Origin of the sequence: Gluconobacter roseus, from assembly GCF_046058915.1 — a bacterium.
GTDB lineage: Bacteria > Pseudomonadota > Alphaproteobacteria > Acetobacterales > Acetobacteraceae > Gluconobacter > Gluconobacter roseus_A.
Map to the genome: position 1 here is coordinate 453597 of NZ_CP175538.1, position 26966 is coordinate 480562.

The following is a 26966-nucleotide window of genomic DNA, read 5'->3' on the forward strand; positions in this document are numbered from 1 at the left end:
GCACGAACAGTCATTGAGGTCGGGTATGCACCGCAGCAGGATTCTTTACGCGATACCCCTCTCCCTCGTCATGAGTGGAGAAGTTTTCGCAGCCGACCAGACCATCACCCCTGCACAGCCGCAGCGGTCAGGCAGCAAAAAACCCGTCACGACGGAAACACAGGCCCAGACCGTCGAAAAACTCAAAGTCCACGCCCGCAAAGCCTCGACGCTGGCCTCGTCCGCGACCAAGTCGGACACACCGCTGATCGAAACGGCCCAGTCGGTCACGGTCATTACCCGCAATGAGATGGACATCCGCAATGTCCTGAACCTCAATCAGGCCGTGCGTTATACCGCTGGCATCACACCGGATCTTCGCGGCGGCGGCGTTGGCAGCCGCTACGACCAGTTCGCCCTGCGCGGCTTCTCCGCTCCCACCTTTCTTGATGGCCTGAAGCTTCAGGACAGCCCCACCGGCTATGCCGTCGCCCAGACCGACACGTCGCGCCTGGATCGGGTCGAGATCCTCAAAGGCCCACAGCCTCCGCCCTTTATGGTCAGTCCAGCCCAGGCGGCCTTGTCGCGCTGTCCAGCAAGATCGCCACGGATCAGCGCTCCTATGGCAGCGTCAACGCGACCGGCGGCATGTTCGATCTGTATCGCGTGGATGCCGATGTCGGCGGCTATGTGACGGATAACGGCTTTGTCCGCTATCGCGTTAACGGTACGGTCAACGGGCAGCACAGCCAGCTCAGTCGTACTGGAAGCCGCCGCTTCTCCATCAGCCCGTCCTTCACGTTCGGTGGCGATGGCCCTACGACGCTGACGATCCTCGGCAATTATCAGTACGATCCTGAAAACGGCACCTATGGCGGTGTCCCGCTCGTCGGTTCGCTCAAACGCGCGTCTTTTGGGTATCTGCCCCGCAATTTCTATGACGGCAACTCATCATTCGAAAAATACAACCGCCGTCATGGTGCAATTACCTATATCTTCAATCACCGCTTCAACAATGACTGGAGCTTCAGCACGCGCGGCCGCTACGACGACATCAAGACCCAGTACCGCAGCGTCTATGACAGCGGTTATTACGTCTCGGACGATACACTCGCCCGCTCGGCCATTGCCACCAATGAGCATACGCACAACCTGACCTTCGACAGCCAGTTCAAGGGCCATGTCCGGACCGGACCGCTGCGTCACAGCATGATGTTCGGTTTCGACTACATGCAGCAGAGCGCCTCGGAAGTCGGCTATTATGGTTCTGCGCCTGATCTGAACGTGTTCCACCCAAACTATCAGATGGCCATCCCCACTCCCTCACCCTGGGTCAACTACAATACCGACTCCCATCAGGCCGGCATCTACGGGCAGGACGAGATCCACTGGCACCGCCTGATCCTGACGGGCAGCATCCGGAACGACTGGTACCGGTCCCATCAGACCGACAACATGTACAACACGACGACCAACCAGAGTCCGAGCCAGATCACCTGGCGCGCCTCGGGCCTGTATCATTTCGACTTCGGCCTCTCGCCCTATATCAGCTATTCGACGTCGTTCCAGCCGCAGTCCGGAAGCGTCTCCACGGATGGCGGCAAGACCGTGCGTCAGGCCAATCCGTCCCTTGGCAAGCAGCTTGAAGGCGGCCTGAAATACCAGCTTCCGGGTACTTCGCTGCTTCTTACCGCAGCAGGCTTCCATATCGAGCAGACCAATGTCCTCGTCGGTGTTGGCAACACGGGTTACAGCGCCGAAAGCGGACTGGTCCATTCGGATGGTTTCGAGTTCGAAGCCCATGCAGAGCCGTTCCACAACCTCGTCCTGACAGCCGCCGTCAGCATCCAGAAGGTCCATGACAACTCAACCGGCAAGCCGCTCATCCAGTCCGGAAAAGGCAATGCCTCGCTGTTTGCATTCTATACGATGCCGTCCGGTCCAGCGAAGGGACTCGGCTTTGGCGGCGGCATGCGCTATTCCAATAAATCCTATGGTGGTGAAGCATCTTACGGGAGTGTCTGGGTGCCACAATATGCCGTGTTCAATGCCTCCGTGCGGTACGATCTCTCCAACCTGTCCCACAGCCTGCGCGGCTGGAATGTGGGGGCGAGCGTCCGCAATCTCTTTGACAAGAACTTCGTCGCCAACTGCCTGAGCTATGCCTCCTACGGTCAGGAATACTGCTACTACGGAGAGCGCCGTAACGCGCAGGCCAATATTGGCTTCAGCTGGTAAACCAAAGCCCGAAAGATCCACACGCTACGACATCGCCCTGCGCCTCGTCGTGGCGTTACCGGTCGGTTACGCCCTCTCCGCCCTGGCGGGGATCTGCATCGCCTTCTGGCTCCCCCTTTCCAGAGCAGACGCCGCCATGGCCGGAATCTTTCTCGGCCTGATCCTCTGGCCCGTCATTTTCATGGCGTCCTTCGGTTTCAGCAGCATCCGGCGACTGTCAGCAGGGCTGTTTGTCCTAGCGGTTCTTGTGGCCGCTTTGGCTTTCGGTGGCGGCTGGCGCCCATGAGAAACACCTTCCGCGCCTCCATGGCTCTGGTCCACACCACACTGGGCCTTATTACCGGCTGGGTTCTGTTTGCCATCGCGCTTTCAGGTGCACTGAGCGTGTTCCGGCAGGAGATCAGCCTCTGGGCCAGACCGGAGATCTCCGTTTCATGCCCGGATCCCCTTGTGGCAGACACGCATGCGCTGGACTGGCTGAGCCGCGATGCCCCCACCGCAAACGCCTGGTATGTCGCAAGCGCCAATGACCGCAGCCCTATCGTCAGCGCGCTCTGGCCTGATGCAAAAGGCCCCTACATCCAGCGCGTCCTCGATCCCATCACCGGCAGTCCGGATGGCATCCGGGATACGCTGGGTGGCGAGTTCTTCTATCGCTTCCATTTCGAGCTTCAGCTTCCCTATCCCTGGGGGCGGCTGATTGCGGCAGTTGCGGCTCTGGCACTTGTCGTCGGACTGGTCACCGGGATCATCATCCATCGGCGGATTTTCGCGGATTTCTTTACGTTCCGTCCGTCACGCGGCCAGAGAAGCTGGCTGGACATGCACAACCTGCTGGGCGTCGCCGCTCTGCCTTTTCACCTGATGATTTCACTAACCGGCGCCGTGACACTCGGCTCCCTGCTCCTGCCCTGGAGCACACAGGCCCTCTATCGGCACGATCTGACAGCGTCCTACACCGAACTGAACGCAGCCCTCTATTCTCGCCCCGCCAGCGGACACCCGGCCCACCTTGCACCAGTCCTTCCGATGTTGCAGGAAGCCGACAGACGGTTTGGCGGGACAGGTCTGGAACAGATCTATGTGTTCAACCCGTCCGACCAGAACGCTCTGGTCACGATGATTGCGGGCAATACCGGGACTGTCAGCACCGCATCACATGTCATTACTTTTGATGGCCCTTCAGGACAGATCATCAGGGAGCATATCGAGAACCGTCCTGTCATCGGGGCTTACACCTTCCTGTACGGGTTGCATGTCGGACGGTTTGCACCTGGCCTGACCCGCTGGCTCTATTTCCTGTCGGGCCTTGCACTTGCTGCCGTCATCGGGAGCGGCATGCATCTGTGGACGCTCAAGCGGCTGCGTCGCCCGCACCATCTGGGGCACCGCATTGTCGCCCAGATGAATGTTGGCGTTCTGATAGGCACCCCGCTCGCCTTCTCCGCCTTCTTCATCGCAAACAGGCTTCTTCCCGTGACGATTACCCACCGGGCCCATATCGAAGTGGTAAATGTATTCGCGGTCTGGGGCGCTGCCCTGCTTTACACGCTCCTGCGGCGTCCGGACCGAAGCTGGCCGGAGCTGCTCGGCGGCAACGCCCTGAGCTGTCTGCTGGTCGCCCTGCTCAGTCTGCCCTGGCAAAGCCCGGTCATTGCCGGCGTCAGCATGACGGCATTTGCCCTGTCGGGAGCCTTTGCCTGCGCCATGGTCCGCACGGTACGGAAAGCAAGATGAGCTGGATTTCGCTCCTGTGCGGACAATGCGCCATGCTGTTTCTGGTCGCGGGTTCCATACGAGGAAACCGGGTATTCTGGCAGAACAGGCTTATGGATGAGCAACGATTTATCCTGAAATCCTGTGCCGCCGCCGGTCTGGTCCTCAGTTTTGCTCTTCAGGTTTCGTCTGACGGTCCACCCGCTTTGACGATCATCGAATGGGTTCTGCTTCTGGGGCCCGAAACTATGATCGCGGCTCTCGCCTGCTCCTTGTGGGAGCGCAAACCGCGATCATGACGCGGGGGATACTCAGCCAGCCATCGCCGGATCGCTGACTGTCGACTGTCCCGTTTCCATCCGGCCTCCGAGAACCTGTCTGAAGTCAGGATCTGACGGGGATGTCAGCGTCACATCATACCACTGATGAGTGGCCGACAGATCCAGCCTGATCTCCTGATGACCGCCAGCTTTCACGACAACCGTTCGCAGCGGTCCGGCATTTCCCGTCCGATACTGAACGGTCAGCGGAACCTTTCCGCCATTGCTCAGCGAGAGAACAATTCCGTGCGCCTTTCCCTTGCCACCAATTTCGTACCGGCAGGCCGACCGCAGTGCGACCCGGTCATGATGCCCGCGATAGGCCCTGTAAAAGCCGTTGGGCGCATGAACCGCAACGTCATACAGTCCATCCACGACCGGCAATGTGACATCCAGCGTATCTCCGGCAGCCACCGCGTACGTTCCCGCCTGAAGATCCCGGCCGCCATTGCGATAGTCATAGACATTGAACGGCGCACCGGCGGCCCGCTGTCCATGAACCGTCTGCCCGGCCCGCAGTGTCAGGCCAACCCGGCCCTGTCCCACGTCAAAACCGCCGTCACAATAGAGTTCGTACGGAAGAGCACAGGCCGGGCGCGTCCCCGTCTCCTGACGCACTGTCCTGTGCAACAGCTCTGGCTCGGCCCTGAGTGCTGCGATTTCATCAGTGGACAGGGAATGGAAACCGCCCGGCATGGGACGATCCCGCGCGTCCTCGATTGCCCGCAGATGCGTGTTCCGGTCCAGATAGTCCAGCGATGGTGCCGGTTCATCATGGGGCTGGAAACAGGACGTCAGATCGCCACAGATGGTCCGACGCCACGGCGAGATATTGGTCTCCCGCACAGGCTTGCCGAACTTCTTCTCAACGAAATGTTCCAGGAACTGCAATGTTGAACTGTGGTCGAAAAGCTCGGAATTGACCCGCCCGCCCCGGCTCCACGGAGACGCCACAACCATCGGCACGCGGAAGCCGAGCCCGATAGGCCCGCTGCGGGCAAGACGCTCCGGCACACCACGGCGGGTCTCATCTTCGGCCGTCGTATATTCCAGCCCGTCCGGACCAATTGCTGCCGATGAGCGACCCGTCTCCGGACGCTGGGGGTCTGGTGCGGCGTAGGAACAGCAGTGATCGAAATATCCATCATTTTCATCATAGGTCAGGATGAAAATGGTCTTCTTCCAGACCTCCGGATTTTCGGTCAGGATGTTCATGACCTCCGAGACGTACCAGGCTCCGTACCAGGCCGATGTCGGGTGATCAGAGAAATGCTCGGGCGCTGCCATCCACGACACTGCTGGAAGCTGGCCTGTCCGCACATCCTTGCGAAACTGGTAAAGCACGTCCCCTTTCGGCGCCTTCATGCCCTTTGCATCCGGGTCGTCCGCAAATGCCAGGTCTTCAAGCGTGTGATAGTCGGGATCGGCACGGTTGGTCACGAAAGCCTTGGTGAAAAGCGCGCGCTCTTCGGGCGTCAGCTTCTCGTATCCTTTTGCAGACTTCTGGCGCCGGCGCAGAACGTCCATCAGGGCCTTCGCCTCGACAAGCTGCTCCTCCCGACTGCCGGAGACCAGCATTTCAAGCTTCTCAAGCCGGTTGATATGCTCCGAACATTCCCTGATCCGTTCCGCTATCCACGCCTCGAAGCCCGGATTGGAGCTGACATTGAAGCTGTCGAAACATTCCAGCACGTTACAGCCGAAATTGGACAGCCAGGAACGCTCTGCCGGCGACAACCCACCCGTCTGGCTGATCTCGTTCTGGTAGAACTTCCATGAGACGCCGATCTTTTCCAGCCGCTCCGGAAAGGTCGTCCAGGTCATGCCGCCTTCAAGGATTTCCGGATTGCGCATATAGACGTTTGACGCCGTATTCTGCTGATCACGCACGGTTCCGGTCCAGAAGATGAGCCGGTTTGGCGTCGTGCTGGTCATCGCGCCGCAGTAATTCTGGTCGCAGACCGTAAATGCATCGGCCAGCGCATAATAGAATGGCAGATCTTCACGGGTATAATATCCCATGGTCAGCGGATACTGCTTATATTCCTTCTTGTGGGGCCGCTTGACGTCAATCCAGCGGTCATGATGCCCCCCGTTCCAGGCATCGACCTGACTGTCGCGCGAATGGGGGATCGAACCCATCCACGTAACTTTCGTATCATGAATATTCAGGCGCCAGGGCGTATAGGTCTCACCGCTTTTGCCCGACTGCACGAAAACGGAACTGCCGTCTTTCTGGCGCATCGCCCGTCTGTCGTTGAAGCCGCGAACGCCGGCCAGCGTGCCGAACATATGATCAAAGGAGCGGTTTTCCTGCATGAGAATGACGACATGCTCGGCATTCAGGTAGGTCGTCCCCGGATCGGGAGCGATGGCATGGGCGCGGCGGATTGCAGCGGGCAGGCCTTCGGTTGCAGCGGCGGTGCCACCGAACAGGGCATATTTGAGGAAGGTTCTGCGAGTGGACATATCAACCGTTGCCTGAAACCATAAGGATGCATTTTGCGCGGAAAAGAAGGTGATCCCGGCAACAGTAATCGCCCTTGCGCCCTAATTCATCCCATGGTTCCGCAGCTTCATAAAAACTTCATCCCCCAATAGGACACGGGCGGGCGCAGGACCGTTTTACCGATCCCATGCCCGCCCGTTCCAGCCAGTCCGGAAGCTGCGTTGCTCCCAGCGATCAGAAGTTGATCGAAGTCTTTAGGCTCAGGACCCATTGATATGATTGCGGAAATCTAATTCAGCCTCTGTGAGGAGACTGAAGATGAGTGACCTGTATTGGTTGACGGAGGAGCAGATGGATCGTCTGCGGCCCTTTTTCCCGAAGAGCCATGGCAAACCTCGCGTTGATGATCGTCGTGTGTTGAGCGGGATCATTTTCGTGAACAGAAATGGTCTGCGCTGGCGTGATGCGCCCCGGGAATACGGTCCACACAAGACGCTCTACAACCGCTGGAAGCGCTGGAGCGCTATGGGGGTATTCATCCGCATGATGGAGGGACTGGCTACTGGCAAGGCAGAGCCTCAGACAATCATGATTGATGCGACCTATCTCAAGGCACATCGCACGGCTTCGAGCCTGCGGTTAAAAAGGGGGCTCAGGCCGTTTGATCGGGCGGACCAAAGGCGGGATGAATACGAAGCTGCATGCTGTCACCGACCGGAACGGACGTCCGCTCGACTTCTTCATGACAGCAGGTCAGATCAGTGATTATACTGGTGCCGCTGCCCTTCTGGACAGTCTGCCACCAGCCGAATGGATGCTGGCAGACCGGGGCTATGACGCTGACTGGTTCAGAGAGGCCCTGGAGGAGAAAGGGATCAAACCCTGTATTCCTGGTCGAAAATCTCGTGCAAAACCGGTCAAATACGACAAACGGAAATACAAAAGACGCCACCGTATCGAGATCATGTTCGGCAGGCTCAAGGACTGGAGACGGGTCGCAACACGCTATGACAGATGCCCGACCGTCTTCTTCTCGGCAGTCTGCCTCGCCGCAACCGTCTTGTTCTGGCTATGAGTCCTGAGCCTACGTAATACATTCCGTCGTTGAAGCCGTAGGGCGAGTAAGAGGCGTACTTCGACAGACCCTGCTGCGTATTGGAGATCGAGGACGGAACACGCGTCGGATACTTGTTGCCGATGTTGTTGGCGCCCACACCGATCGTCCAGCGGGGTATGATCTTGTAGTCCACTTCAAGATTGGTCAGCAGCGCCGGGTTCTGCATGAACGACACGCTGCCCGGACCGGTCGGTGCTGCCATGTAGATGATCGAGCCGTAACGCATTTCCTGCACGAACACCGACCACTTGCCATAGGTCCAGTTCACGCTGATCTGCTCGCGGTTCTTCGGCGCGGAGTGCAGTACGACCTGCTTGGTATACTCGTTGACGAAGTTCTCTCTTGCCGAACGGATTTCCGTATCAGCGAAGTTAATGCCATTGCAAACCGGAACTGACCCAGATGATGCGTATGTAGCGTGTAATCGGCGCTGAAATCACCACCGAAAGTCTGGGTGTTGTAGAGATTGGCGTAATAGGACAGTGACGTCGCGCTCTCAAGATTGTTCTGTGCGAGCAGGTTCATGAGCACGGAATCATTCGTGTTCACGTTATACGTCTTGGTGCTTCCCAGGCGGGAATTGATGGTGATGTAATAGAGATTTCCCGTCACATGGAAATCATTCACCGGCGTTGCATCAAGACCGATGCTGTAGCTGCGGGAATACTCGCCCTTCATGCTACCCGAGCCAAGATACTTGGCAATTGTGCTGTTGGCCGGAACCTGATCGACCGTATAGCCAGGATAAGGCGCCGAATAGAAATAGGACATCTCGCCCAGCGTCGGCGGACGATAGCCCGAATTGATGTTGGCGCGCACAGCCCAGCGCTTGGTGAAGTTGTATCGCGTGCCGACCGATCCGGTCTCGACAGTCGCCAGGTTGTTATAGCTGGCAACACGGCCGCCCAGCGTCCATTCCCACTTCTTGGTCAGATAGAAATCGAGATTGGCGAAACCTTCATAAACATCACGGTTCTGGTTGGTCACAGCCATCGGAACGTTACCCGGATGGTCGGTGGCGCCCAGCCCTTCCCAGGATGCGGTTTCACCTTCTGTCATCTGGAACGTGTCATGCCGGTACTCGGCGCCGAACTTCAGATCGATCGGCCGCGGCAGCAGACCTGTATGAAAGGAGCGTGATCCACGAATGCCGCTCGTCAGTTCGGTTGCGATGGACGAACCATCATAGAACGAGGTCTGGGTGCTGTCCGGCAGCGAGACGTTCTCGGAATCCTTGGTGCCGTATTTCTGCGCATCGCGTCCGAATGTCACATACGCATCCCACGCGAAACCGAACTTGTGAGTGCGGATGCCATTATCCGTCTCAAAGTCGTACTGGTCCATCGTGATGTAGGGCTGGTTGCCGTTGGGATACAGATCGGTATTGATCCACATATCCGAGTCCGCAGCGCTCCGGTACGTCTCGGCCACATTGGCGCGGCGGTGCGAGAACGTGGATGTGCTGTAAGCGCTGAACCCATGTCCCAGCGGGAGCGACATGTTCTCGCTCAGGGTTTCAAGCGTGGATTTCGGAATGCCAAGCCCGCGCTGGACATCGCGGTTCGCGGTCTCGTTGCGGGAATCACTGAACAGCGTGCCGTAGAAATCACCACCACGCGTCGTGGGAAGCTGATGCGTGACCTGAGCCGCAAGGTCGAGATAGCCGCCGTTATTGCCCAGGGCCATGCCATAATTGGCCGAGCCATCAAGCCCCTGACCATCACCGGCATAATAACCGCTGTTCTTGAAGTTGATGCTGCCGCCATGTGTATCGCGCTTGAGCACGATATTGACCGCGCCTGCGATCGCATCCTGTCCGTAAAGCGCCGAGGCCCCTTCCGTGATGACTTCGATATGATCAATGGCAGAGACAGGAATCAGCGAAATATCGCTCGGCTCACTGCCCCAGTTCGTACCGGCATTGGAATTGAAGTTCGCACCGATGTGACGGCGGTGGCCGTTGACGAGGATCAGCGTATCGTCCGGAGACTGCCCGCGAAGCTGCATCGTCTGGACGAACGCACTTGCACCACCACCCGGCAGAGCCGCGGTCGTGATCGCAGGGTTGGCCTGCGCCAGAGCGGACAGGACGTTGGTCTGACCCGTCTTCAGAAGCTCGGCACCCGTCACTACGGTCACCTGCGTCGTGCTGTGACGCGCCGTTACCGGTGAGAAGACGGAGTTTGTCTGTCGTCCACCGACGCGGATACTTTCAGTTGCTTCTGCCTGAAGCGACGTCGGAGCGCGATGGACCGGCGCTTTACTCCGGACCGGAGCAGCGTTCGCACTCTTCTTGATGACCTTGTGGTGTTTTACCGGCTCGGATGCTGCAGTCGAGGCTGCAAGAACGATATCCGGCATGAATGCGCCCAGTGCAGCACTTGCGACCAGACAGAGTTTCCAATTTGACCCAATCAACATTGCATCCCTCTCAAGTCGCCGGAATCCCGATACGAAAGCATGAGTTTATGGTACGGATACGTTATGTTTTGGCGTCATATGGATTAGTTATATTCCGATTTCGCAACGAGGACGCATGAAAATTACGTCTCGGGGCAGGCAGCCGGAAGATACAGTGCTCTGCCGCATGAGCTTAAAAAAACGGCCATATTCCTGTAACTTTATTGACGACCCTCCCTTATAGTCAGACTATCAGAGACAGGTTTGTTTACCCGAGGAGATGGATCAGTTGGATATCAGGCGTCTGCAGGCCTTCGTGAAGATCATTGACCTCGGCAGCATTTCACGCGCTGCCGACCTGCTGAACATCGCCCAGCCAGCAGCTCGCGGCGCTTGAAAGTGCGTTCCGCCAGAAGCTGGTGATCCGCAGCAAGAGCGGCGTTACCCCGACCATCGCCGGATCCGTCCTCTACCGCCATGTCCAGATCCTGAGCAAACAGTTCGACCGGGCCATGGTCGAGATCACGCAGGGCGATGGTCCGCTTGTTGGCAAGGTCTCCGTAGGTCTTTCTCCCTATAGTGCCGGTTCCACGCTGTCCGTAGAGCTTCTGCGCCGCATCCGCGAAGATCTCCCGGGTATCATCCTGCATCTGACCGAGAGCTTTGACGACATCTATAGCGAACTTGTCATGACCGGCCGTCTGGACATGGCGGTTATTCATGGCTCCGGCCCGATGAAAGGCGTCAGCTTCACGCCGCTGATGAAGGAAGAGTTCTTCCTTCTCGCCCCCCATGCGCTTGAAATCCCTCACGACAGCGATGATGCGGTCCAGCTTGCAGATGTTACGGACATCCCCCTTCTGGTCCCTCCGAAACACAACTTTGTCCGCAAGGCCATCGACATGGCCTTCATGCGCAAAGGACTGGAGCCTACCATCGTCGCAGAGATCGAAGCCTTGACAACGCTCCAGGGTGCGATTCAGGAAGGGATCGGCAGCACCATCCTTCCTTGGTCTGTCGCCAGCAGGATCGCCGTTGAGGGCAAATCCCGGATCTATGCCCTGCGCAATCCGGTCATCAGCGAGAACGTTTCGCTCTGCATTCCGGAACTCGTGCCTGAAACAGAAGCCTCGGTTGCCGTGCGGGAACGCCTGATCGACCTCGCCCGGGCCATGGCGTCGTCGCACAACTGGCCCGGAACGCACCCGACTACATAGCGCCCGCACTTGTCCTTCCGACATTGGGCTGCGTCAGAAATTCAGGCCGCAACAAATGGCCAAGTTCTGTCTCGGACAGCAGTTTTTCCTGAAGCACGAGTTCGGAGACTGTCCGGTTCTCCGACAGGGCCCGTCGGGCAATCTGCGAGCACGTGTCGTAGCCCAGTACGGGCACGAGCGCCGTGACAATGCCGATATTCCGCTCGAACAGGTAACGGCACTGATCGGCATCCGCGGCGATGCCAGCAACGCATTTCGTCGTCAGCAGCGTCACGGCTGAGGTCAGCGTCTTCAGAGACGAGAACAGGCAGTATCCGATCATGGGCTCAAACAGATTGAGCTGGAACTGCCCGCCTTCGGCACACATGCTGAGTGTCACGTCATATCCTGCAACGAGATACGCAACCTGATTGACGGCCTCTGGAATGACCGGATTGATCTTCCCAGGCATGATTGACGATCCAGCCTGCACGGCTGGCAGCGTGATTTCGCCAATGCCTGTCCGTGGCCCGCTGGAAAGCAGGCGCAGATCGCTTGAAATCTTGGACAGCTTGAGCGCGAGCCTCTTGAGGACACCCGAAAACAGAACGAAAGCGCCAACATCCGAGGTCGCCTCAATCCTGTCCTTGGCTCCCGCCACAGCCAGACCGGTCAGCTTGCCAAGCTCTGCGACAACGGCATCTGCGTAACGCGGATCGGTATTCAGCCCGGTTCCGATCGCCGTCCCACCCAGATTGACCGTCAGGAAAGTGGCGGACTGATCCCGGATATGGCGGATTTCTGTCTCGATTGCATGCTGAAAGGCCCTGAATTCCTGCCCGAGCGTCATGGGCACGGCATCCCGCAATTGCGTGCGCCCGACCTTCAGAATGGAGGCAAACTCATCGGCTTTCTTCCCGAATGCGCAGGCCAGATCTTCCAGCGCAGCCAGCAAGGGCCCTATTGCGGCCAGTACGCCAAGCCTCAGTGCCGTGGGATAGACGTCATTGGTGGACTGCGCCATGTTCACATGGTCATTCGGATGCAGAACGCGGTAATCGCCAGGCTTCTTTCCGGCCAGTCCCAGCGCAACATTGGCGATTACTTCGTTGACGTTCATGTTGGTGGACGTCCCCGCCCCACCCTGCATGGCATCCACGATGAAACTGCCGCGATAGTCATCGCTCTTCAGCAGAGCCTCGCAGGCCGCCTCAATCAGATCGGCCCGCTTCTGATCCAGATATCCGAGCGCGCTGTTCGTGCGGGCCGCGGCCTGCTTGACCATCACGAAAGCGCGGATGAACTCGGGAAAAGCGCCAATCGTTTCACCGCTGATCGGAAAATTCGCCGCAGCCCGGCTGGTATGAACCCCCCACAGCGCCGTCGCTGGAATCCTGACATCTCCCAACAGGTCTTTCTCGACGCGGAAACCGGCTGGTGGTGGCATATCCGTCTGCTGTGGCATCATGTCGGTCAGAGCGTCTGACTGGAGTGCAGATGGCGTCATTTCGGATATCCAGAGCTGTAATTGAACCAGAGTACGACCCTTCGCCAAAAGGATCTTCAGAAGTCTTGCAACTCCTGACTGAGCCCGAGCCTATTATTGCGACTTCGATTCAACCCCATATGATTGTGATATAGGGTCAGACAATTTTCGGCAGTATCTCGACGCCATCGAAACGACTTACGATACCTCCATTCGCGCACGCGCCCTTAACCCATGCGGCAATGGAGACCCATCGATGCCCGGTTTTGCTGATCGACTGAACGGAATTGGAGTTTCGGCCTCCGCCGCCATGACGGACAAGGCCCGCGAACTCAAGGCGGAAGGTCTGAAGATCGTCAGCCTCTCCTCCGGCGAGCCCGATTTCCCGACCCCCGACCACGTCGTGGATGCCGCCATTGCCGCGGCGCGTGGTGGTGATACGAAATATCCGCCACAGGACGGCAAACCTGCGCTCAAGAAGGCCGTGCAAGCCAAATTCCTGCGGGAAAACCATCTTGACTATGCGCTGGACGAAATCCTCGTCGGTAACGGTGCCAAGCAGATCATCTTCGATGCCATGATGGCGACCTGCAATGCCGGGGACGAGGTCGTTCTCGCCTCCCCTTACTGGATCAGCTATTCCGACATTGCCCGCCTGTGCGGCGCAAAACCGGTACAGGCCCCCTGCCCGGCCGAGGACAATTTCCGCCTGTCTGCCAAGGCGCTGGACGCGGCCATCACGCCGAAGACCAAATGGCTTCTGCTGAACTTCCCCAACAATCCGACCGGTGCCTGCTGCCCGCGTGAGGACATGGAAGAGATCGCCGCCGTTCTCCTGAAGCATCCGCATGTCTGGATTATGACGGACGACATCTATGAACACCTGATCTATGACGATTTCGAGTTCTGCACCATCGCCGAAGTCGAACCCCGCCTGAAAGATCGCGTGCTGACGGTCAATGGTGTCTCCAAGGCCTATGCCATGACCGGCTGGCGTGTCGGCTATTGCGGCGGCCCGCGTGATCTGATCGCCGCCATGAACAACATGCAGGGCCAGTCAACAAGCGGCATCAACACCATCGCCCAGGCTGCTGCCATTGCTGCCCTGGAAGGTCCGCAGGATTTCCTGAAGGAGCGTGCCGCAGAGTACCAGTCCCGTCGCAATCTGGTGGTAGGTCTGCTGAACGAGATTCCTGGCGTGACCTGCCACACGCCACAGGGTGCATTCTATGTCTATCCGGAGATCGGTGCCTGCCTTGGCAAGACAACGCCGAAAGGCCGGCATCTCGCGACGGACGCCGATTTCGTCATGGCGCTTCTGGAAGAAAAGCAGGTTGCATCCGTCCAGGGTGGCGCTTACGGCATGAGCCCGTTCTTCCGTATTTCCTATGCGACTGACCGGGAAACGCTGAAGGAAGGCTGCCGCCGCATCGCAGACTTCATCGCGTCCCTGACCTGAACGAAAAACGAGGAAGCCTCACGGCTTCCTCGTTCCTGTAGATCCGATATGCTTTGCCGCTATCAGACAGTCGGCTCGATCCGCACGACAACGGCACCATAGCCGGTCACCACACCATCCTGCCCGACAACATCCACAACCGTTCCCTCGACAGGAACCGTAACCGGAACCTGTAGGGTTCCGATCCGCATCTGGGCCACAACATCGCCCTGCCGCACCAGCGTTCCAATTTCCGCCAGTTCCGTCAGCGACAGCACTCCGAAATAAGGTGCCTTGACTGCAATATCAGTCTGCGCCGTCTCAACAGGCGCTGATGGGGCTGCAGAAGTCGGCACATATGGTGCAGAAGCAGGAGCATCTACGCGCATAAAGCATCGCGCGCCCTTTCCGTCGGAAAGATCGATCGTCTCCAGCCCTGCCTGAACCAGCAGATCTGCAATCCGTGCGAGATCGTCTGAGGACGGGATTCCTTCAAATACCGGGACCTGATTTTCCACAGTGCTCATGATGGTGACCTCTCTGCCAGCCAGCGTTCGAGATAGTGGATATCGACACCACCTTCCTGAAATTGCGGATCAGCCAGCAGATCCTGATGTAGCGCGATATTGGTCGAAATACCCTCGACCCGCATCTCGGCCAGGGCCACCCGCATCCGGGCAATCGCCTGTTCACGTGTTGCCCCATAGCTGATGATCTTACCAATCAGCGAGTCATAATAAGGCTGAACCGTGTAGTTGCTGACCACATGCGTATCGACGCGAATACCCGGACCACCCGGCAGATCCCAGCGCGTCACCGTTCCCGGAGACGGCATGAATGTCGCGGCATCTTCCGCGTTCAGACGGCATTCGATCGCATGGCCCTGCATCAGGATATCTTCCTGACGCAGATCCAGCGTCTCACCCTGCGCGATCCGAAGCTGCTGCGCCACAATGTCGATACCAGTCGTTTCTTCCGTAATGGGATGCTCGACCTGCACGCGCGTATTCATCTCGATAAATGCGAAGATCCCGTCTTCATACAGGAACTCGAACGTGCCTGCCCCGCGATAGCCAATCTGGCGGCAGGCCTGAACACAGCGCTCCCCGATTTCGGCGATCGTTTCGGGTGGAATACCGGGCGCCGGGGCCTCTTCCAGAACCTTCTGGTGACGTCGTTGCAGGGAGCAGTCCCGTGCCCCGAGCCATAGCGCGGTTCCATGCGTGTCACACAGAACCTGGATCTCCACATGGCGCGGTTTCTGCATGTATTTTTCAAGATACAGCGTCGGGTTGCCGAAAGCCTGCTGGGCCTCCTTGGCCGTCAGGGCCACGGGATCATCCAGTTCGTCCACACTGTGAACGACCCGCATACCGCGGCCACCGCCGCCGCCGGACGCCTTGACGATCACCGGAAAGCCAACCTCGAGCGCAATGGCCCGAACTTCCTCCGCAGAAGACGATAATGGCCCGTCAGAGCCCGGCACGCAGGGCACACCCGCATCGCGCATGGCCCGCTTTGCGGTGATCTTGTCGCCCATCATGCGGATGGAGTCACCCGTCGGCCCGACAAAGGTCAGACCGGCCGCTTCCACCGCATCCGCAAAATCAGCATTTTCAGAAAGGAAGCCATATCCCGGATGAATGGCCCCCGCTTCCGTCACTTTCGCGGCAAGAAGCAGGCCCTCCATATCGAGGTAGCTTTTGGACGCCGCGGCCGGACCGATACACAGCGCCACATCCGCTTCATGAACATGACGGCTGTCCGCATCCGCTTCCGAATAGACGGCGACGGTTTCCAGTCCGAGCTGACGACAGGCGCGCTGGATCCGCAGGGCAATTTCCCCGCGATTTGCAATCAGAACTCTTTTGAAACGCTGCATGTCACTCATACCAGGCGGAACAGGGGCGTTCCCATGTCAACTTCCGTGCCGGCAGCCACGAGGATTTCCTCAACCACACCCGCAGCCGTCGCGCGGACCGGATTGAAAACCTTCATGGCCTCAAGCAGCCCGATCTGCTGCCCTGCCTCGACCTTCTGGCCGATAGTGACGTAAGGCGGCGCATCCGGCGACGGAGCGAGGTGAAAGACACCGTAGGACGGCGCGGTGACGATGGTCTCGGCCACCTTGGGTACTGTCGGCACGGGCAACGGAGCAGCTGATGCAACAGGAGCCTTTGCCTCTACCGGAGCCGGAGCGGCCGCCACAGGCGACATGCCTGTCTTTCCACCACCCTTCGCAAGACGGATCTTCCGACCGTTTTCCTCAATCTCAAGCTCCGCAATCGGAGCCTGAGCCATGAGATCGATCAGGCGTCTGATCTGTGAGATATCCACTGATATCAGGCCGGATCAGAGGTTTTCTTCGCAAAGTTCAGACCGCCCACGACCTGCATCGTCGGCAGCACTTCCATGAAGTTGACATTCATGCGCTGGGGAGCCAGAACCGCAAACGCAACCGAGTTAGCAATGTCTTCCGGCAGCAGGGACTCATACTCGTCAAAGAAGCGCTTCTTGGCTTCGGCCATGTCCCCGATCAGACGTCCGAAGACCTCGGTTTCCACACGGGCCGGCGAGACTTCCGTCACCCGGATGTGACGTCCGAACAGGTCACAGCGCAGCTGCTGGGACAGCGAATGCACACCGGCCTTCGTCGCATGATAGACCGTATTGCCGCCTGCAAACGCATAGTGACCGGCAATGGAACTGATGTTCACGATGTGCCCGCGGTCCCGCTCGATCATCCCCGGCACCACCAGACGCGTCAGCTGCAGAACGGCACGCAGGTTTACGTCCACCAGAGCGTCAATGTCTTCGGGCGTCGTTTTTGTGATATTGCCCGTGCGGGACTGGCCGGCATTATTGATCAGGACGTCCACTTCCAGACCGGCGATCAGCGCCTCAAGCCCTGCCTGATCCGACACGCTGACAGCATGAGGAATGCAGCCGGTCTCGCTGGCCAGCGTCTCAAGGCGCTTCGCATCGCGGGCCAGGACATGAACTTCAATGCCGCTTTCGCTCAGCCGCCGAACAATGGCAGCGCCGATGCCGGAAGAAGCGCCAGTAACGAGAGCGGTGCGGTAAGGAGTATTGCTCATGCGAGTGAGACCCATTGCTGGAGGACAGGAAGAGACCGCCGTCAGCGCCGCATGAAATACGGAACATCCTGCAGGAGTATTATTCCGACGCTAATGGAGTTATTTCACAAACACCAAGAGCCGTTCGTTCTTGCCCCATAACATAATCCGATGGAACCCTCGCTAAGTCGCGTTGACAAAAGATCTATACGATCTGCCTGAGATCTGATTCACTTCCTACCTGTGGGGTAAGGAGCAGAGAGAACAGGCATGGCACGAGGCGATCTGACGGATCAGGAATGGGCGATGATTGGTCCGCTTCTGCCTTCTGAGCGTGGACGTTGGGCGCGCCCGTCCGGAGATAACCGCCGTTTTCTCAATGGTATGCTGCACATCCTACGCACTGGATGCCCCTGGCGTGACATGCATGAGCGCTACGGCAAATGGAACTCGGTTTATGTCCGGTTTCGCCGTTGGGCCGAACAGGGTGTGTGGGATACCCTGCTGCAAACCCTTGTAGACCTTGGCCTGACTGATGACTGGCAGCATATGCTCGACAGCACCGTGGTTCGTGCCCATTCACAGGCCACTGGCGCAAAAGGGGGGCTCATGCGGAAGCTTTTGGTCGGTCACGCGGCGGCTTTACGAGCAAAATCCACGCCCGATGCGACAATCAGGGACGTCCTCTTGGCTTTGTCCTCACCGGCGGGCAGGTCTCGGACTATAAAGCCGTAAATGCCCTGATGGCACTTCCAGCTCCGAACCCCAGGGCCATGCTGGCTGATCGGGGTTATGACAGCGACAGCTTGCGCCAGGACCTGCTGATCCACGGGATCCTGCCGGTTATTCCCTCACGAAAAGGCCGCAGTGTTCCACAGAAAACAGACTGGCGGCGCTACAGGGATCGTAACCGCATCGAGCGGATGTTCAACAAACTCAAGCAAATGCGCCGCATCGCGACCCGCTACGACAAGACCGCCCTGTCCTTCATGAGTTTCCTCAATATCGCCGCAGCAAGGCTCTGGATTGGATCTTTTGTCAACGTGACCTAGGCCCCTGAGAACCATAAGATTATCCGATGCCCTCAAACGCCGAATTGCTCTGGTCATCATCCGCGCGCCGGTCATATCGTTTCGTTACCGCCTCAAAAGCGGCTTTGAGACCATGAGACGGAACCGTCACAGCCCGGGAACTGCATGTTTTGACCGCAGACACGCTCCTCACACCGGACCGGCATCACGCCGCCAACGCCCCGGTCATCAGCATGATGGGCACACGCGCCATGCTGTTCGAAGCCCCCGGCGATTTCACCATGCGGCAGCAGCAGCGGATCTGGGCCCTCATCGCCCATACCGAAAACCGCCCCGACATTCAGGAACTCGTCCCCGGCGTTACGAACCTGCTCCTGATCTTCACCCATGCTCCCGAGCATCCGGAACAGATCGCAGACTGGCTCCGGAACGCCTGGGAGACGCTCCCGCCCCGCCAGATCGAAGGGCGGCTTTTTGAGGTAGGCGTACAGTACGGCGGCGCGCTGGGTGACGATCTGGCGGCGGTTTCCGCCCATACCGGTCTGTCTCCCGAAGAGGTCATCCGGCTTCATCATGAGGGCGAGTACACGGTCTGCGCCGTGGGAAGTGCACCGGGTTTTGGCTATCTGCACGGACTAAACCCGCGTATCGCGACGCCTCGGAAATCCGTTCCCTCCCTCAACATGCCGGCAGGTACTGTGACGATCGGCGGGATGCAGGCCGGGATTTCCGCGCTGACCGGCCCTAATGGCTGGAACTCCATTGGCTATACGCAAATCTGCCTTTTCGATCCGCATCGCAGTTCCCCATCCCTTTTTGCCATTGGCGATCGTATCCGCTTTTACCCGGAGAGCATCGAACTGTGATCACGATCCTCGAGACCGCGCCCCTGAATACGATTTAGGATCTGGGACGCCCGGGATATCGGAATCTCGGTGTCGGCAGTTCGGGCGTCATGGACCCCCTGGCCCTGAAAATCGGGAACATTCTTCTAGGCAATGAACCGGGTGCCGCCTGCATCGAGCTTCAGACCTACCCGTTTGTCATCCGGTTCGAGACACCGACCAGTTTTGCCGTCACGGGCATTGATGCGCCGCTGACCTTGGACGGCAAGCCTGTTCTTGCCTGGTCTGTCGAGACTGCTGCTCCCGGACAGGTCCTTCAGGTTGGCGTCCCGAAAAAGGGTGCCCGTGGCTATATCTGTGTGAGCGGCGGTATTGACGTGCCCGTTGTGCTCGGCTCACGCAGTACGCAGCTCCGGGGCAGCTTCGGTGGCGTTGAAGGACGGTTTCTGGAAGCCGGGGACGAGCTTGTAACGCAGCCTGAAACGGGACATCTCTCCGGCTACGGCGCGGTCCCCCCTGCCCGCATCCTTGATACAGGACCGTGCGAAGAAAAAACCGTGCTCCTGCGCGCAATCCCCGGAACGGATTATGCCCGTTTCACGGAGGAGTCCCGCGAGCGTTTCTGGAACCACCCCTGGCGGATCACGCCGCAGAGCAACCGTGTCGGTTATCGCCTCAGCGGCGCGCCTCTGACTTTGCATGATCGGGTTGAACTGCGTTCCTACGGCATCATTCCGGGGATCGTGCAGGTTCCGCCAGCCGGCGAACCCATCGTTCAGCTCGCAGACGCCAACACCGCAGGCGGCTATCCGCGGATCGCAACCGTTATCGAAGCCGACCTCTGGCGCCTGGGCCAAGCCCGGATCGGGACAGCCATCCGCTTTGTGGAGTGCAGCCACGAGGCCGGTGTTGAAGCCGAACAGCCAATCAGCCACTACCTTGATGACCTGCGCCTGATGGTGGCCCATTACCGCGCGTCCTGTCAGTCACGAAACGGCGTCAAATCCGGAGGCAAAGCATGAAGATCGATCTCAATTCCGATATGGGCGAAGGCTTTGGTCGCTGGCGGATCGCGGATGATGACGGTCTGATGGATGTCATCTCGTCCGCAAACGTGGCCTGCGGCTTCCATGCCGGTGACTACGCGATCATGAACCGGACCGTTCAGCTCGCCAAGGAAAAGGGCGTCGGGATTGGCGCACATCCGGGCCTGCCCGATCTCATAGGCTTTGGTCGCCGCGCCATGTCCATCTCGGATGCCGATATGGAAGCCATGATGGTCTACCAGATCGGAGCACTTCAGGCCGTTGCCGCCCTGCATGTTCATCGCGTGACCCATGTCAGCTACCATGCCGCCTTCGGGAATATGGCCAATGCTGATGAGGGCCTCGCATTGCGGCTTGCGCGCGCCATTGCGGCTCTGGACAGGGAACTGACGGTGTTCTGCATGCCCGGACAGCTCACCGAGCGTGCGGCAGACAAAGCTGGCATCCGCGCCCAGACCCTGTTCCTCGCAGATCGCGCCTATACAAGCCTCGGTACCCTTGTGCCGCGCGGTCAGCCCGGTGCCGTCATCCACGATCTTGATGCCGTCCGGGAACGTGTCAGGCAGTTCCTTGAGGACGGCTCCGTCACGACCTCGGTCGGTTCCCGGCTTGAAGTAAACGCGCAGTCCATTCTGGTACACAGCGATACTCCGGGATCGCTGGAGCTGGCCAAGGCCATTCGCTCGGAAATTGAAGCGACCGGTGCCGTCCTGACGCCAGCCTTCAAGCTGCATGACTGACAGCCATAAGAAATTCTTATTACGCCGCCGGAAGTTCCTATAGCCGGATTTCGCAAACATGCATTACGTTTTCATAACGTAGCAGGAGATCATTCCTGCATCAGTTTCGGGCCTGTTATCAAAGCACTGCTGCGTCAGTATCGTGCATCGGGGTATGAGTTGAAATGAAGCATGATCTGAAACGCGGTGCAGTGCTTCTGGCTTCAGCCACATTTTTCGTTGCAGCCCTGAATGCATTGCAAAAGCTGACAGGCTCGCGACTTCCTGCTCTTGAAATCATATTCTTCCGCAACCTGTTTTCGCTTCCCTTTGTTCTTCTGATTGCTTCCAGAACGGGGATTATTCTCAAGACGCATCACTTCGGCGGTCATCTCATCCGCTCAGTCGTCGGCCTGATCAGCATGATCATGGTCGTCATCACGGTGACGCGTCTGCCACTGGCGGAACAGCAGGTCCTTTCCTACACACAGCCCCTGTTTCTGGTTCTGCTCTCGATCCCGCTGCTGCACGAGCGTCCGTCCCTGCAGCGCTGGATTGCAGTCCTGATCGGATTTGCCGGCGTCGTGGTGGTCGCTCTCGGGAAAGGGCTGCTCAACACGGACGCAACGTCCGTCTCCACCGTTATCTATCTGCTTGCGCTGGCCCAAGGTGCCGTCGGTGCGCTGACGACCATGCAGATCCGCCAGCTCTCGGCCACGGAAGCCAGTACGACCATCTCGCTCTGGCAGGCCATTCTCATGACGGTCATGACCGCAGCCCCACTCCCATTCATCTGGGTCACGCCCGGCTGGCAGGACGCGCTGTGCCTGGTGGTTGTGGGAGCCTTTGCAGGTATTGCACAGGTTCTCCAGACCGAGGCTTTTGCCTCCACGCAGGTCTCGGCCATCGGACCCTTTGCCTATACGGGTCTGCTCTGGGCCGCGATCATCGGCTGGTTTGGCTTTGGCGAAGTTCCAAGTGCTGCCATGGCTCTGGGTGCGCTTCTGATCATCGGATCCGGCATCTGGATGCTGCGTCATGACCGGGCTTCGAAAGCAAAGACAACAGTAACCGCAACAGTCGAAGCGGCCGAGGGCTCCTGACCACTCGTCCGGCTTCTCTTTTCATCAAGTCCTGATTTCAGATCTCGTCCGAAACGACAGAAATTCCCGGAGAACGGCAGCGTGACAACAGCCCAGGCCACAACCTCCATATCCCGGAAACGTAACGTTCCGTCTCGCTACATATTCTTTTTTCTTGTCTTCCTGATGTATGTCATCAGCTATGGCGACCGCGCGGCGCTCTCCATCGCCCTTCCCACGCTGGGCAAGGAATTCACGCTTTCTCCGGTACAGATGGGATGGGTCTCGTCAAGCTTCCTGTGGTCGTATTTCCTGCTGAATCTGTCCTCGACCATGCTTCTGGACCGAAAGGGAGCACGCCTGATCGGCAGTCTGGCCGTCTCGCTCTGGTCTTTTGCCATGCTTCTGGGCGGAATGGTTCACAACATCACGCAGTTCCTAATGACCCGCGTTCTGCTTGGCGTTGGTGAAGCCCCGACTTTCGGTGTCGGCGCCACTGTCGTCCGCAACTGGGCGCTTCCGAAAGAGCGCGGCTCCGTCATGACGGTCCTGCTCACCGGCATGCAGCTTGGTCTGGCTGGCGGCACGATCGCCGGGGCCTATCTGATTGACCTGTTCGGCTGGCGCTTCGAGTTTATGGCGCTTGGTATCATCGGGCTGATCTGGGCCGCGATCTGGTGGAAGGTCTATCGTGCCCCGGCTGAGAAAGCCGACGCCCCTGCCCGCGCTCCTTTCTCATTTACTGCCGCCCGAAACCTTTTTCGTTCCCCGTCTTTTCTGGGCATTCTTGTTGTCCAGTGCACCCAGAATTATCTCAACTTTCTGGTCATGTCCTGGATGCCACTTTACCTTATCCACGAACTTCATATCGATATTACAGGAACAGGAACGCGAACGGCGCTCTGCTACCTGTCCGCAGCACTCGGAGCTGTTATTATCGGGCGTGTTCTTGAACACATTACCTTCCGCAACGGTATTCACCCGCCTTATCGCCGGTTTATCGTAGCCATCTGCCTTGCAGGCGCTGCCACAATCGGCTTTCTCCCGCATTTCCATACCATGACGCCAATCCTCCTGATCCTCGGAGGCTCGCTTGCCTGTCTGATCGCCGCAAACGGGGCCAACACAGCGCTGCTGACGGATCTGATCGAAGACGGAGACAAGATCGGAACGGTAACCGGCGTCACCCTGACCTGCAGCAATTCTCTGGGCCTGTTTGCCCCGATCGTCACAGGATACATCGTGTCCTATACGGGCCGTTTTGATATGGCCTGGTATATGTGCTCGGCCGCGCTGATTGTCGCGGGTCTGCTTTCGCTTCTGCTGGTCCGGGCGCCGATCTCAATGCATCGCACATAGCCAAATCTGAAACCGCCAGAAAGACGAAACGGCCTGCATTCTGCCTGTTGTCAGCAGAATGCAGGCCATTTTCCGTCAGAAGACTTCAGTTTCCGAGTGAACGATCGACGGAGCGACCGGCGCGCTCAACCGGGCCCTTCGGCGGATCTACCGTATCGCGAACCTTTTCCCCGAAGGTCCGGTGATGCTCACATGCCGTCAGGGTAACGCAGGATACTGAGAGAGCCAGCAGAAGCAGGATTGATTTACGCATACGGACGATCCTTAAAAAAACTCTGTTAGGCCTGATGAAACGGCCTTTCCCGCATTCAGTTCCCTTTATGGAACAGATGGAGATGCAGAGTCCTGTCAGGCTCGGGAATGACGGTTGAAGCGTTTGAGTTTTGCCAGCGTCGGACCGGACACGAGTTCGATGATTTCCGATGTGATTTCTTCCTGCCGCACCGTTCTCTGAAGCTGCTCCAGGGATTTGAGCTGACGTGTGATCTCGTGATGCGCGGCCGTCATCCGTTCGCTGCGGGCCTGGTTTTCCGCTTTGAAAGACTGCAACGCCGCAAGACAGAGCTGGGAGAACATGTAATCCGACACCAGCTCAGGCATTAGCTTTTCAGGCGCGACATTCAGAAGCGGAGGCGCAGCACAGCCCTCGCTTTTTCCCAAGGCGGCCGGATCGAATGGGAAAAGCGGCAGGCGGATGACCCTCGCCTTTTCCTGCTCTGATGACTGACAGACGATTATCGTGACACGCACGAGATGGCCAAGGACGACCTGCCGTCCGATTTCTTTTGTGATGCTGTCAGCTAACTCTGGCACTGCACCCGGATTCTGCACCGCTGGTGCAGTCCATTTGGGTGCCAGTCCTCTGACACGGGCAATGGCATTGCCGCGTGTCCCGATCAGAAAAACATGCTCTTTTTCGTCGTCCCGAAGAGCATCAAGGACATGTTCACTGAACAGCCCCGCAAACCCCTGCTCGGCGCAAAAAACAACTGCGCCCGCGCTACCTGCCTGTTTCGAAGCCGGCAGGGGCCGATCAGCGGGCAGCAGAGGAGCAATCCGGAGCAGCGCGTCCTCGATCGTTTCCGCGTAAGTCTCGACTGCCACCGCGGCCCTGCGAGCCTGCTGCACCCGTACGGTGGCCAGATTCCGCATCGAGTCCACGATCCCGCCCAGTTCCCTGACATTCCCGATCCGGGCCGTGACCTCCTGTAACCGCCCGCTCATGAGACCGCTGAGGTCCGGGTGTCGATATAGTGATGCAGGGAGGCCAGAAAGCGCGTTTTCTGCTCTGGTGGGAGCGCATTGCCGCTTTCTATGACTTTCACAAGATCGGCTTCATTGGTCCGCAGATAATCGCCCAGACCGCTCTGGATATTGCGGATTTCCTTTTCTGGTACGGCGTCCAGAAGGCCGTTCTGCGACGCTGTCACAAGCGCGACTTCCTGCAGGAGGTCCAGTGGTGCATGCGGCCCTTGGCGGAGGATGGCCCGGATACGCGCACCGCGGACCAGTTGCTGCCGGACATGTGTATCCGGCAGACCGCCGAAGCGCGTGAACGCTTCAAGTTCGATGAACTGCGCATAATCCAGCCGCAATGTCCCCACCGAGGCCCGCAGCACCGGCGCCTGCGCAGCGCTGCCAACACGACTGACGCTGACACCCACATCGACGGCCGGCTTCTGTCCCTGGTCAAACAGCGTGCGGTTCAGGACGATCTGGCCGTCGGTGATGGAGATCAGGTTCGTCGGGATATAGGCACTGAGATTGCCCGCTTCTGTCTCCGCAACCGGCAGGGCCGTCAGCGACCCACCGCCTTTTTCTGCCGAGAGCTTCGCAGCGCGCTCAAGCAGGCGGGCATGTACGTAAAAAATATCTCCCGGATAGGCCTCACGCCCCGGAGGACGCCCGGTAAGCAGGGAAACCTCCCGATGTGTTGCGGCATGTTTGGAAAGATCGTCGATGACAATAAGGGCATGCTGACCACGGTCCCGGAAATATTCGGCCATGCTCATGGCGGCAAAAGGTGCGATCCAGCACAGGCCGGGAGCTTCGGCCGGACGCGCCACCACGATGATGCAGTGATCGGGATTGCCCCGCTTGCGGATGGTGTCGATCACGCGCTGAACGCTGGACGTCTTCTGCCCTATGACAACATAGATGCAGATCATATCACTGGATTTCTGGGCCAGGATGGTATCAACGGCAATCGTGGTCTTGCCCGTTGCCCGATCGCCAACAATGAGTTCGCGCTGCCCGCGCCCGATGGGAAAAAGCGTATCGATCGCAAGCGTCCCTGTCTGAACGGGTTCGGTCACGAGCTCGCGGTCTATGATGGCAGGAGCGGGACGCTCGACCGGGAACTGGGTCTCTGCCTCCACATCCCCCCTGCCATCCAGCGGGCGCCCAAGCGGATCCAGAACACGTCCCAGAAGCCCCGGCCCCACGGGGACACTCACGACGCTGGAAGTCCCCTCTACGGCATCCCCGGCCTCGATCGTGCCTTCATTGTTGAGCAGGATGCAGCTGATGATGTCTTCTTCAAGTCCGTGCACGAAACCGTAGCGACCGTTTCCGAAAGACAGCAGTTCGTCCAGCTTTGCATCAGGAAGACCGGAAACAAGGGCAATTCCGTCCCCGATATCTTCCACCCTTCCCGTCCGGTCCGTCTGCGGTCCGGCATCGACCTGTCCCAGGCTTGAACGGGCGGATGCCAGCCAGCTGGCGGCCTGATCAGTTTCCGGCATGAGACAGGGCCTCCCTGATCCGGACGAGGTCGGCCTGCCAGTTCGAAGCCACGGTGAGATAGGGCGTTTTCACCGCAAATCCTTCTACGAGCGCAGGATCGGTCGTCCATGTGATGGATGGATGCCCACCAACCGCGGATATGAGAGCCGTTTCATACGCCCCCTGGTCATCCGGAGCGGGCGGAGATGCAGAAACAAACGCAAACCCGTCGCGCAGGCCCGTCCGCTCCCGGTCAGGCAGCGCCGCAATCGCTGTCAGGAGTTTGTCGAAAAGGGCTTTGCGCGCCACGCCGGAGGAGCCTGTTTCTTTCAGAAGCTGTCCGGCAATGTCGCAGGCCAGCGCGGCCGCATCACCACGCCAGCGCGCCCTGCTATCGGCTTCCTCCTGGGCGATGCTCTGCCTGGCTCCGGCCTGAAGCGCCGAGGCATCCTGCTGCGCCTTTGCCAGAATGGCAGCGCGTTCGCTTTCCGCGTCCTGCCGGGCTTTTGCGATAATGCGGGTCCGTTCCTCGTCAAACCCGTCACGCGCCTTCTGCACGGCCGCACGATCGGCCTCAAGCTGCTTCTGCCCGTCCGCGACCTGCGCAAACCGGGCCGCGATTTCCTGCTGGCGTCTGGAAATGACAGCGCTGATCGGGCGCCAGAAAACTCTGAAAAGCAGCCAGATCAGGACGCTGACATTGATGACCTGCAGGCCGATTGTCCACCAGTCGACAGTCACCGG

The 26966-nt window shown here is 58.7% G+C and carries 19 protein-coding genes and 4 pseudogenes; 12 read left to right on the plus strand and 11 right to left on the minus strand.

Going from position 1 to position 26966, the window contains the following annotated elements:
- Window positions 1-25: 25 nt before the first annotated feature.
- From ACJ2A4_RS02195 to ACJ2A4_RS02205, 3 genes and pseudogenes are all read left to right on the plus strand, one after another.
- A pseudogene (locus ACJ2A4_RS02195) lies at window positions 26-2217 on the plus strand (TonB-dependent siderophore receptor).
- The gene (locus tag ACJ2A4_RS02200; protein ID WP_408873435.1) at window positions 2201-2503 is read left to right on the plus strand and encodes a hypothetical protein; all 303 of its coding nucleotides are present in this window, start codon (window positions 2201-2203) and stop codon (window positions 2501-2503) included. The pseudogene ACJ2A4_RS02195 and the gene ACJ2A4_RS02200 overlap by 17 nt, the downstream one beginning before the upstream one ends.
- Window positions 2500-3954 carry a PepSY-associated TM helix domain-containing protein gene (locus ACJ2A4_RS02205; RefSeq protein WP_408873436.1) on the plus strand — a complete coding sequence of 485 codons (1455 nt, stop codon included), beginning with the start codon at window positions 2500-2502 and terminating at the stop codon, window positions 3952-3954. The genes ACJ2A4_RS02200 and ACJ2A4_RS02205 overlap by 4 nt, the downstream gene beginning before the upstream one ends.
- 290 nt (window positions 3955-4244) lie before the next feature.
- Here the strand turns inward: ACJ2A4_RS02205 and ACJ2A4_RS02210 are convergent, their stop codons facing one another.
- The gene (locus tag ACJ2A4_RS02210; RefSeq protein ID WP_408873437.1) at window positions 4245-6722 is read right to left on the minus strand and encodes a phosphocholine-specific phospholipase C; all 2478 of its coding nucleotides are present in this window, start codon (window positions 6720-6722) and stop codon (window positions 4245-4247) included.
- Between the two features lie 298 nt (window positions 6723-7020).
- Between ACJ2A4_RS02210 and ACJ2A4_RS02215 the strand changes: the two genes are divergently transcribed.
- Window positions 7021-7777, plus strand: a protein-coding gene (locus ACJ2A4_RS02215; RefSeq protein WP_275877879.1) for an IS5 family transposase whose coding sequence is annotated in 2 segments (ribosomal slippage) — window positions 7021-7346 and window positions 7345-7777 — 759 coding nt in all. Because the reading frame shifts where the segments join, the coding sequence is not laid out codon by codon here.
- Here ACJ2A4_RS02215 and ACJ2A4_RS02220 read toward each other — a convergent pair.
- Window positions 7776-10180, minus strand: a pseudogene (locus ACJ2A4_RS02220) (TonB-dependent receptor plug domain-containing protein); the annotation flags it as partial. The gene ACJ2A4_RS02215 and the pseudogene ACJ2A4_RS02220 sit on opposite strands and share 2 nt — an antisense overlap.
- 328 nt (window positions 10181-10508) lie before the next feature.
- Between ACJ2A4_RS02220 and ACJ2A4_RS02225 the strand changes: the two are divergent.
- Window positions 10509-11436: pseudogene (locus ACJ2A4_RS02225) on the plus strand (LysR substrate-binding domain-containing protein).
- Here the strand turns inward: ACJ2A4_RS02225 and ACJ2A4_RS02230 are convergent.
- A complete protein-coding gene (locus ACJ2A4_RS02230) occupies window positions 11429-12922 on the minus strand; it encodes an aspartate ammonia-lyase (protein WP_408873438.1) in 1494 nt (497 codons plus the stop codon). The pseudogene ACJ2A4_RS02225 and the gene ACJ2A4_RS02230 overlap by 8 nt on opposite strands.
- Before the next feature lie 235 nt (window positions 12923-13157).
- Between ACJ2A4_RS02230 and ACJ2A4_RS02235 the strand changes: the two genes are divergently transcribed.
- On the plus strand, window positions 13158-14360 hold the full coding sequence (locus ACJ2A4_RS02235) for a pyridoxal phosphate-dependent aminotransferase (RefSeq protein ID WP_408873439.1): 1203 nt from the start codon (window positions 13158-13160) through the stop codon (window positions 14358-14360).
- Window positions 14361-14422: 62 nt separating this feature from the next.
- Here ACJ2A4_RS02235 and ACJ2A4_RS02240 read toward each other — a convergent pair whose 3' ends face one another.
- Genes ACJ2A4_RS02240 through ACJ2A4_RS02255 form a run of 4 tightly spaced genes read right to left on the minus strand, consistent with a single transcriptional unit; the run spans window position 14423 to window position 17437 of the window.
- The gene (locus ACJ2A4_RS02240; protein WP_408873440.1) at window positions 14423-14866 is read right to left on the minus strand and encodes a hypothetical protein; all 444 of its coding nucleotides are present in this window, start codon (window positions 14864-14866) and stop codon (window positions 14423-14425) included.
- Window positions 14863-16230 (minus strand): acetyl-CoA carboxylase biotin carboxylase subunit, encoded by a 1368-nt coding sequence (gene accC, locus ACJ2A4_RS02245; protein ID WP_408873441.1) that lies wholly within the window; start codon window positions 16228-16230, stop codon window positions 14863-14865. Before accC ends, ACJ2A4_RS02240 begins: the two co-directional genes overlap by 4 nt.
- A complete protein-coding gene (gene accB, locus ACJ2A4_RS02250; protein WP_408873442.1) occupies window positions 16227-16676 on the minus strand; it encodes an acetyl-CoA carboxylase biotin carboxyl carrier protein in 450 nt (149 codons plus the stop codon). Before accB ends, accC begins: the two co-directional genes overlap by 4 nt.
- A gap of 5 nt (window positions 16677-16681) precedes the next feature.
- Complete coding sequence (locus tag ACJ2A4_RS02255; protein ID WP_408873443.1) at window positions 16682-17437, minus strand: SDR family oxidoreductase; 756 nt, start codon at window positions 17435-17437, stop codon at window positions 16682-16684.
- A 276-nt stretch (window positions 17438-17713) separates the two neighbouring features.
- Here ACJ2A4_RS02255 and ACJ2A4_RS02260 point away from each other — a divergent pair.
- From ACJ2A4_RS02260 to ACJ2A4_RS02285, 6 genes and pseudogenes are all read left to right on the plus strand, one after another.
- Window positions 17714-18465: pseudogene (locus ACJ2A4_RS02260) on the plus strand (IS5 family transposase); the annotation flags it as partial.
- Between the two features lie 215 nt (window positions 18466-18680).
- A complete protein-coding gene (gene pxpB / locus ACJ2A4_RS02265) occupies window positions 18681-19313 on the plus strand; it encodes a 5-oxoprolinase subunit PxpB (protein WP_408874073.1) in 633 nt (210 codons plus the stop codon).
- Between the two features lie 41 nt (window positions 19314-19354).
- Window positions 19355-20314, plus strand: a complete 960-nt coding sequence (locus ACJ2A4_RS02270; RefSeq protein ID WP_408874074.1) for a biotin-dependent carboxyltransferase family protein — start codon at window positions 19355-19357, stop codon at window positions 20312-20314.
- Window positions 20311-21078 (plus strand): LamB/YcsF family protein, encoded by a 768-nt coding sequence (locus ACJ2A4_RS02275; RefSeq protein WP_408873444.1) that lies wholly within the window; start codon window positions 20311-20313, stop codon window positions 21076-21078. The genes ACJ2A4_RS02270 and ACJ2A4_RS02275 overlap by 4 nt, the downstream gene beginning before the upstream one ends.
- A gap of 164 nt (window positions 21079-21242) precedes the next feature.
- Window positions 21243-22160 carry a DMT family transporter gene (locus ACJ2A4_RS02280; protein WP_062508917.1) on the plus strand — a complete coding sequence of 306 codons (918 nt, stop codon included), beginning with the start codon at window positions 21243-21245 and terminating at the stop codon, window positions 22158-22160.
- A gap of 165 nt (window positions 22161-22325) precedes the next feature.
- Window positions 22326-23498, plus strand: a complete 1173-nt coding sequence (locus ACJ2A4_RS02285) for an MFS transporter (protein WP_408874075.1) — start codon at window positions 22326-22328, stop codon at window positions 23496-23498.
- 85 nt (window positions 23499-23583) lie between these two features.
- Here ACJ2A4_RS02285 and ACJ2A4_RS02290 read toward each other — a convergent pair whose 3' ends face one another.
- The 4 genes from ACJ2A4_RS02290 to ACJ2A4_RS02305 all read right to left on the minus strand — a co-directional run bounded on the left by ACJ2A4_RS02290 (window position 23584) and on the right by ACJ2A4_RS02305 (window position 26963).
- Entirely contained in the window at window positions 23584-23751 is a 168-nt protein-coding gene (locus ACJ2A4_RS02290; RefSeq protein ID WP_165919968.1) for a hypothetical protein, read from the minus strand.
- 95 nt (window positions 23752-23846) lie between these two features.
- Window positions 23847-24722: a F0F1 ATP synthase subunit gamma gene (locus tag ACJ2A4_RS02295; protein WP_408873445.1), complete on the minus strand. Its 876-nt coding sequence runs from the start codon at window positions 24720-24722 to the stop codon at window positions 23847-23849.
- Window positions 24719-26242: a F0F1 ATP synthase subunit alpha gene (locus tag ACJ2A4_RS02300; RefSeq protein ID WP_408873446.1), complete on the minus strand. Its 1524-nt coding sequence runs from the start codon at window positions 26240-26242 to the stop codon at window positions 24719-24721. The genes ACJ2A4_RS02295 and ACJ2A4_RS02300 overlap by 4 nt, the downstream gene beginning before the upstream one ends.
- On the minus strand, window positions 26229-26963 hold the full coding sequence (locus ACJ2A4_RS02305; RefSeq protein WP_408873447.1) for an ATP synthase F0 subunit B: 735 nt from the start codon (window positions 26961-26963) through the stop codon (window positions 26229-26231). Before ACJ2A4_RS02305 ends, ACJ2A4_RS02300 begins: the two co-directional genes overlap by 14 nt.
- Window positions 26964-26966 lie beyond the last annotated feature (3 nt).

Bases quoted from the DNA above. Each gene is read 5' to 3' on its own strand.
- ACJ2A4_RS02205 (WP_408873436.1), top strand. From the start codon at position 2,500: ATGAGAAACACCTTCCGCGCCTCCATGGCTCTGGTCCACACCACACTG.
- ACJ2A4_RS02210 (WP_408873437.1), bottom strand. From the start codon at position 6,722: ATGTCCACTCGCAGAACCTTCCTCAAATATGCCCTGTTCGGTGGCACC.
- ACJ2A4_RS02230 (WP_408873438.1), bottom strand. From the start codon at position 12,922: ATGACGCCATCTGCACTCCAGTCAGACGCTCTGACCGACATGATGCCA.
- ACJ2A4_RS02235 (WP_408873439.1), top strand. From the start codon at position 13,158: ATGCCCGGTTTTGCTGATCGACTGAACGGAATTGGAGTTTCGGCCTCC.
- ACJ2A4_RS02240 (WP_408873440.1), bottom strand. From the start codon at position 14,866: ATGAGCACTGTGGAAAATCAGGTCCCGGTATTTGAAGGAATCCCGTCC.
- accC (WP_408873441.1), bottom strand. From the start codon at position 16,230: ATGAGTGACATGCAGCGTTTCAAAAGAGTTCTGATTGCAAATCGCGGG.
- ACJ2A4_RS02255 (WP_408873443.1), bottom strand. From the start codon at position 17,437: ATGAGCAATACTCCTTACCGCACCGCTCTCGTTACTGGCGCTTCTTCC.
- pxpB (WP_408874073.1), top strand. From the start codon at position 18,681: ATGATGGGCACACGCGCCATGCTGTTCGAAGCCCCCGGCGATTTCACC.
- ACJ2A4_RS02275 (WP_408873444.1), top strand. From the start codon at position 20,311: ATGAAGATCGATCTCAATTCCGATATGGGCGAAGGCTTTGGTCGCTGG.
- ACJ2A4_RS02280 (WP_062508917.1), top strand. From the start codon at position 21,243: ATGAAGCATGATCTGAAACGCGGTGCAGTGCTTCTGGCTTCAGCCACA.
- ACJ2A4_RS02285 (WP_408874075.1), top strand. From the start codon at position 22,326: ATGTATGTCATCAGCTATGGCGACCGCGCGGCGCTCTCCATCGCCCTT.
- ACJ2A4_RS02290 (WP_165919968.1), bottom strand. From the start codon at position 23,751: ATGCGTAAATCAATCCTGCTTCTGCTGGCTCTCTCAGTATCCTGCGTT.
- ACJ2A4_RS02295 (WP_408873445.1), bottom strand. From the start codon at position 24,722: ATGAGCGGGCGGTTACAGGAGGTCACGGCCCGGATCGGGAATGTCAGG.
- ACJ2A4_RS02300 (WP_408873446.1), bottom strand. From the start codon at position 26,242: ATGCCGGAAACTGATCAGGCCGCCAGCTGGCTGGCATCCGCCCGTTCA.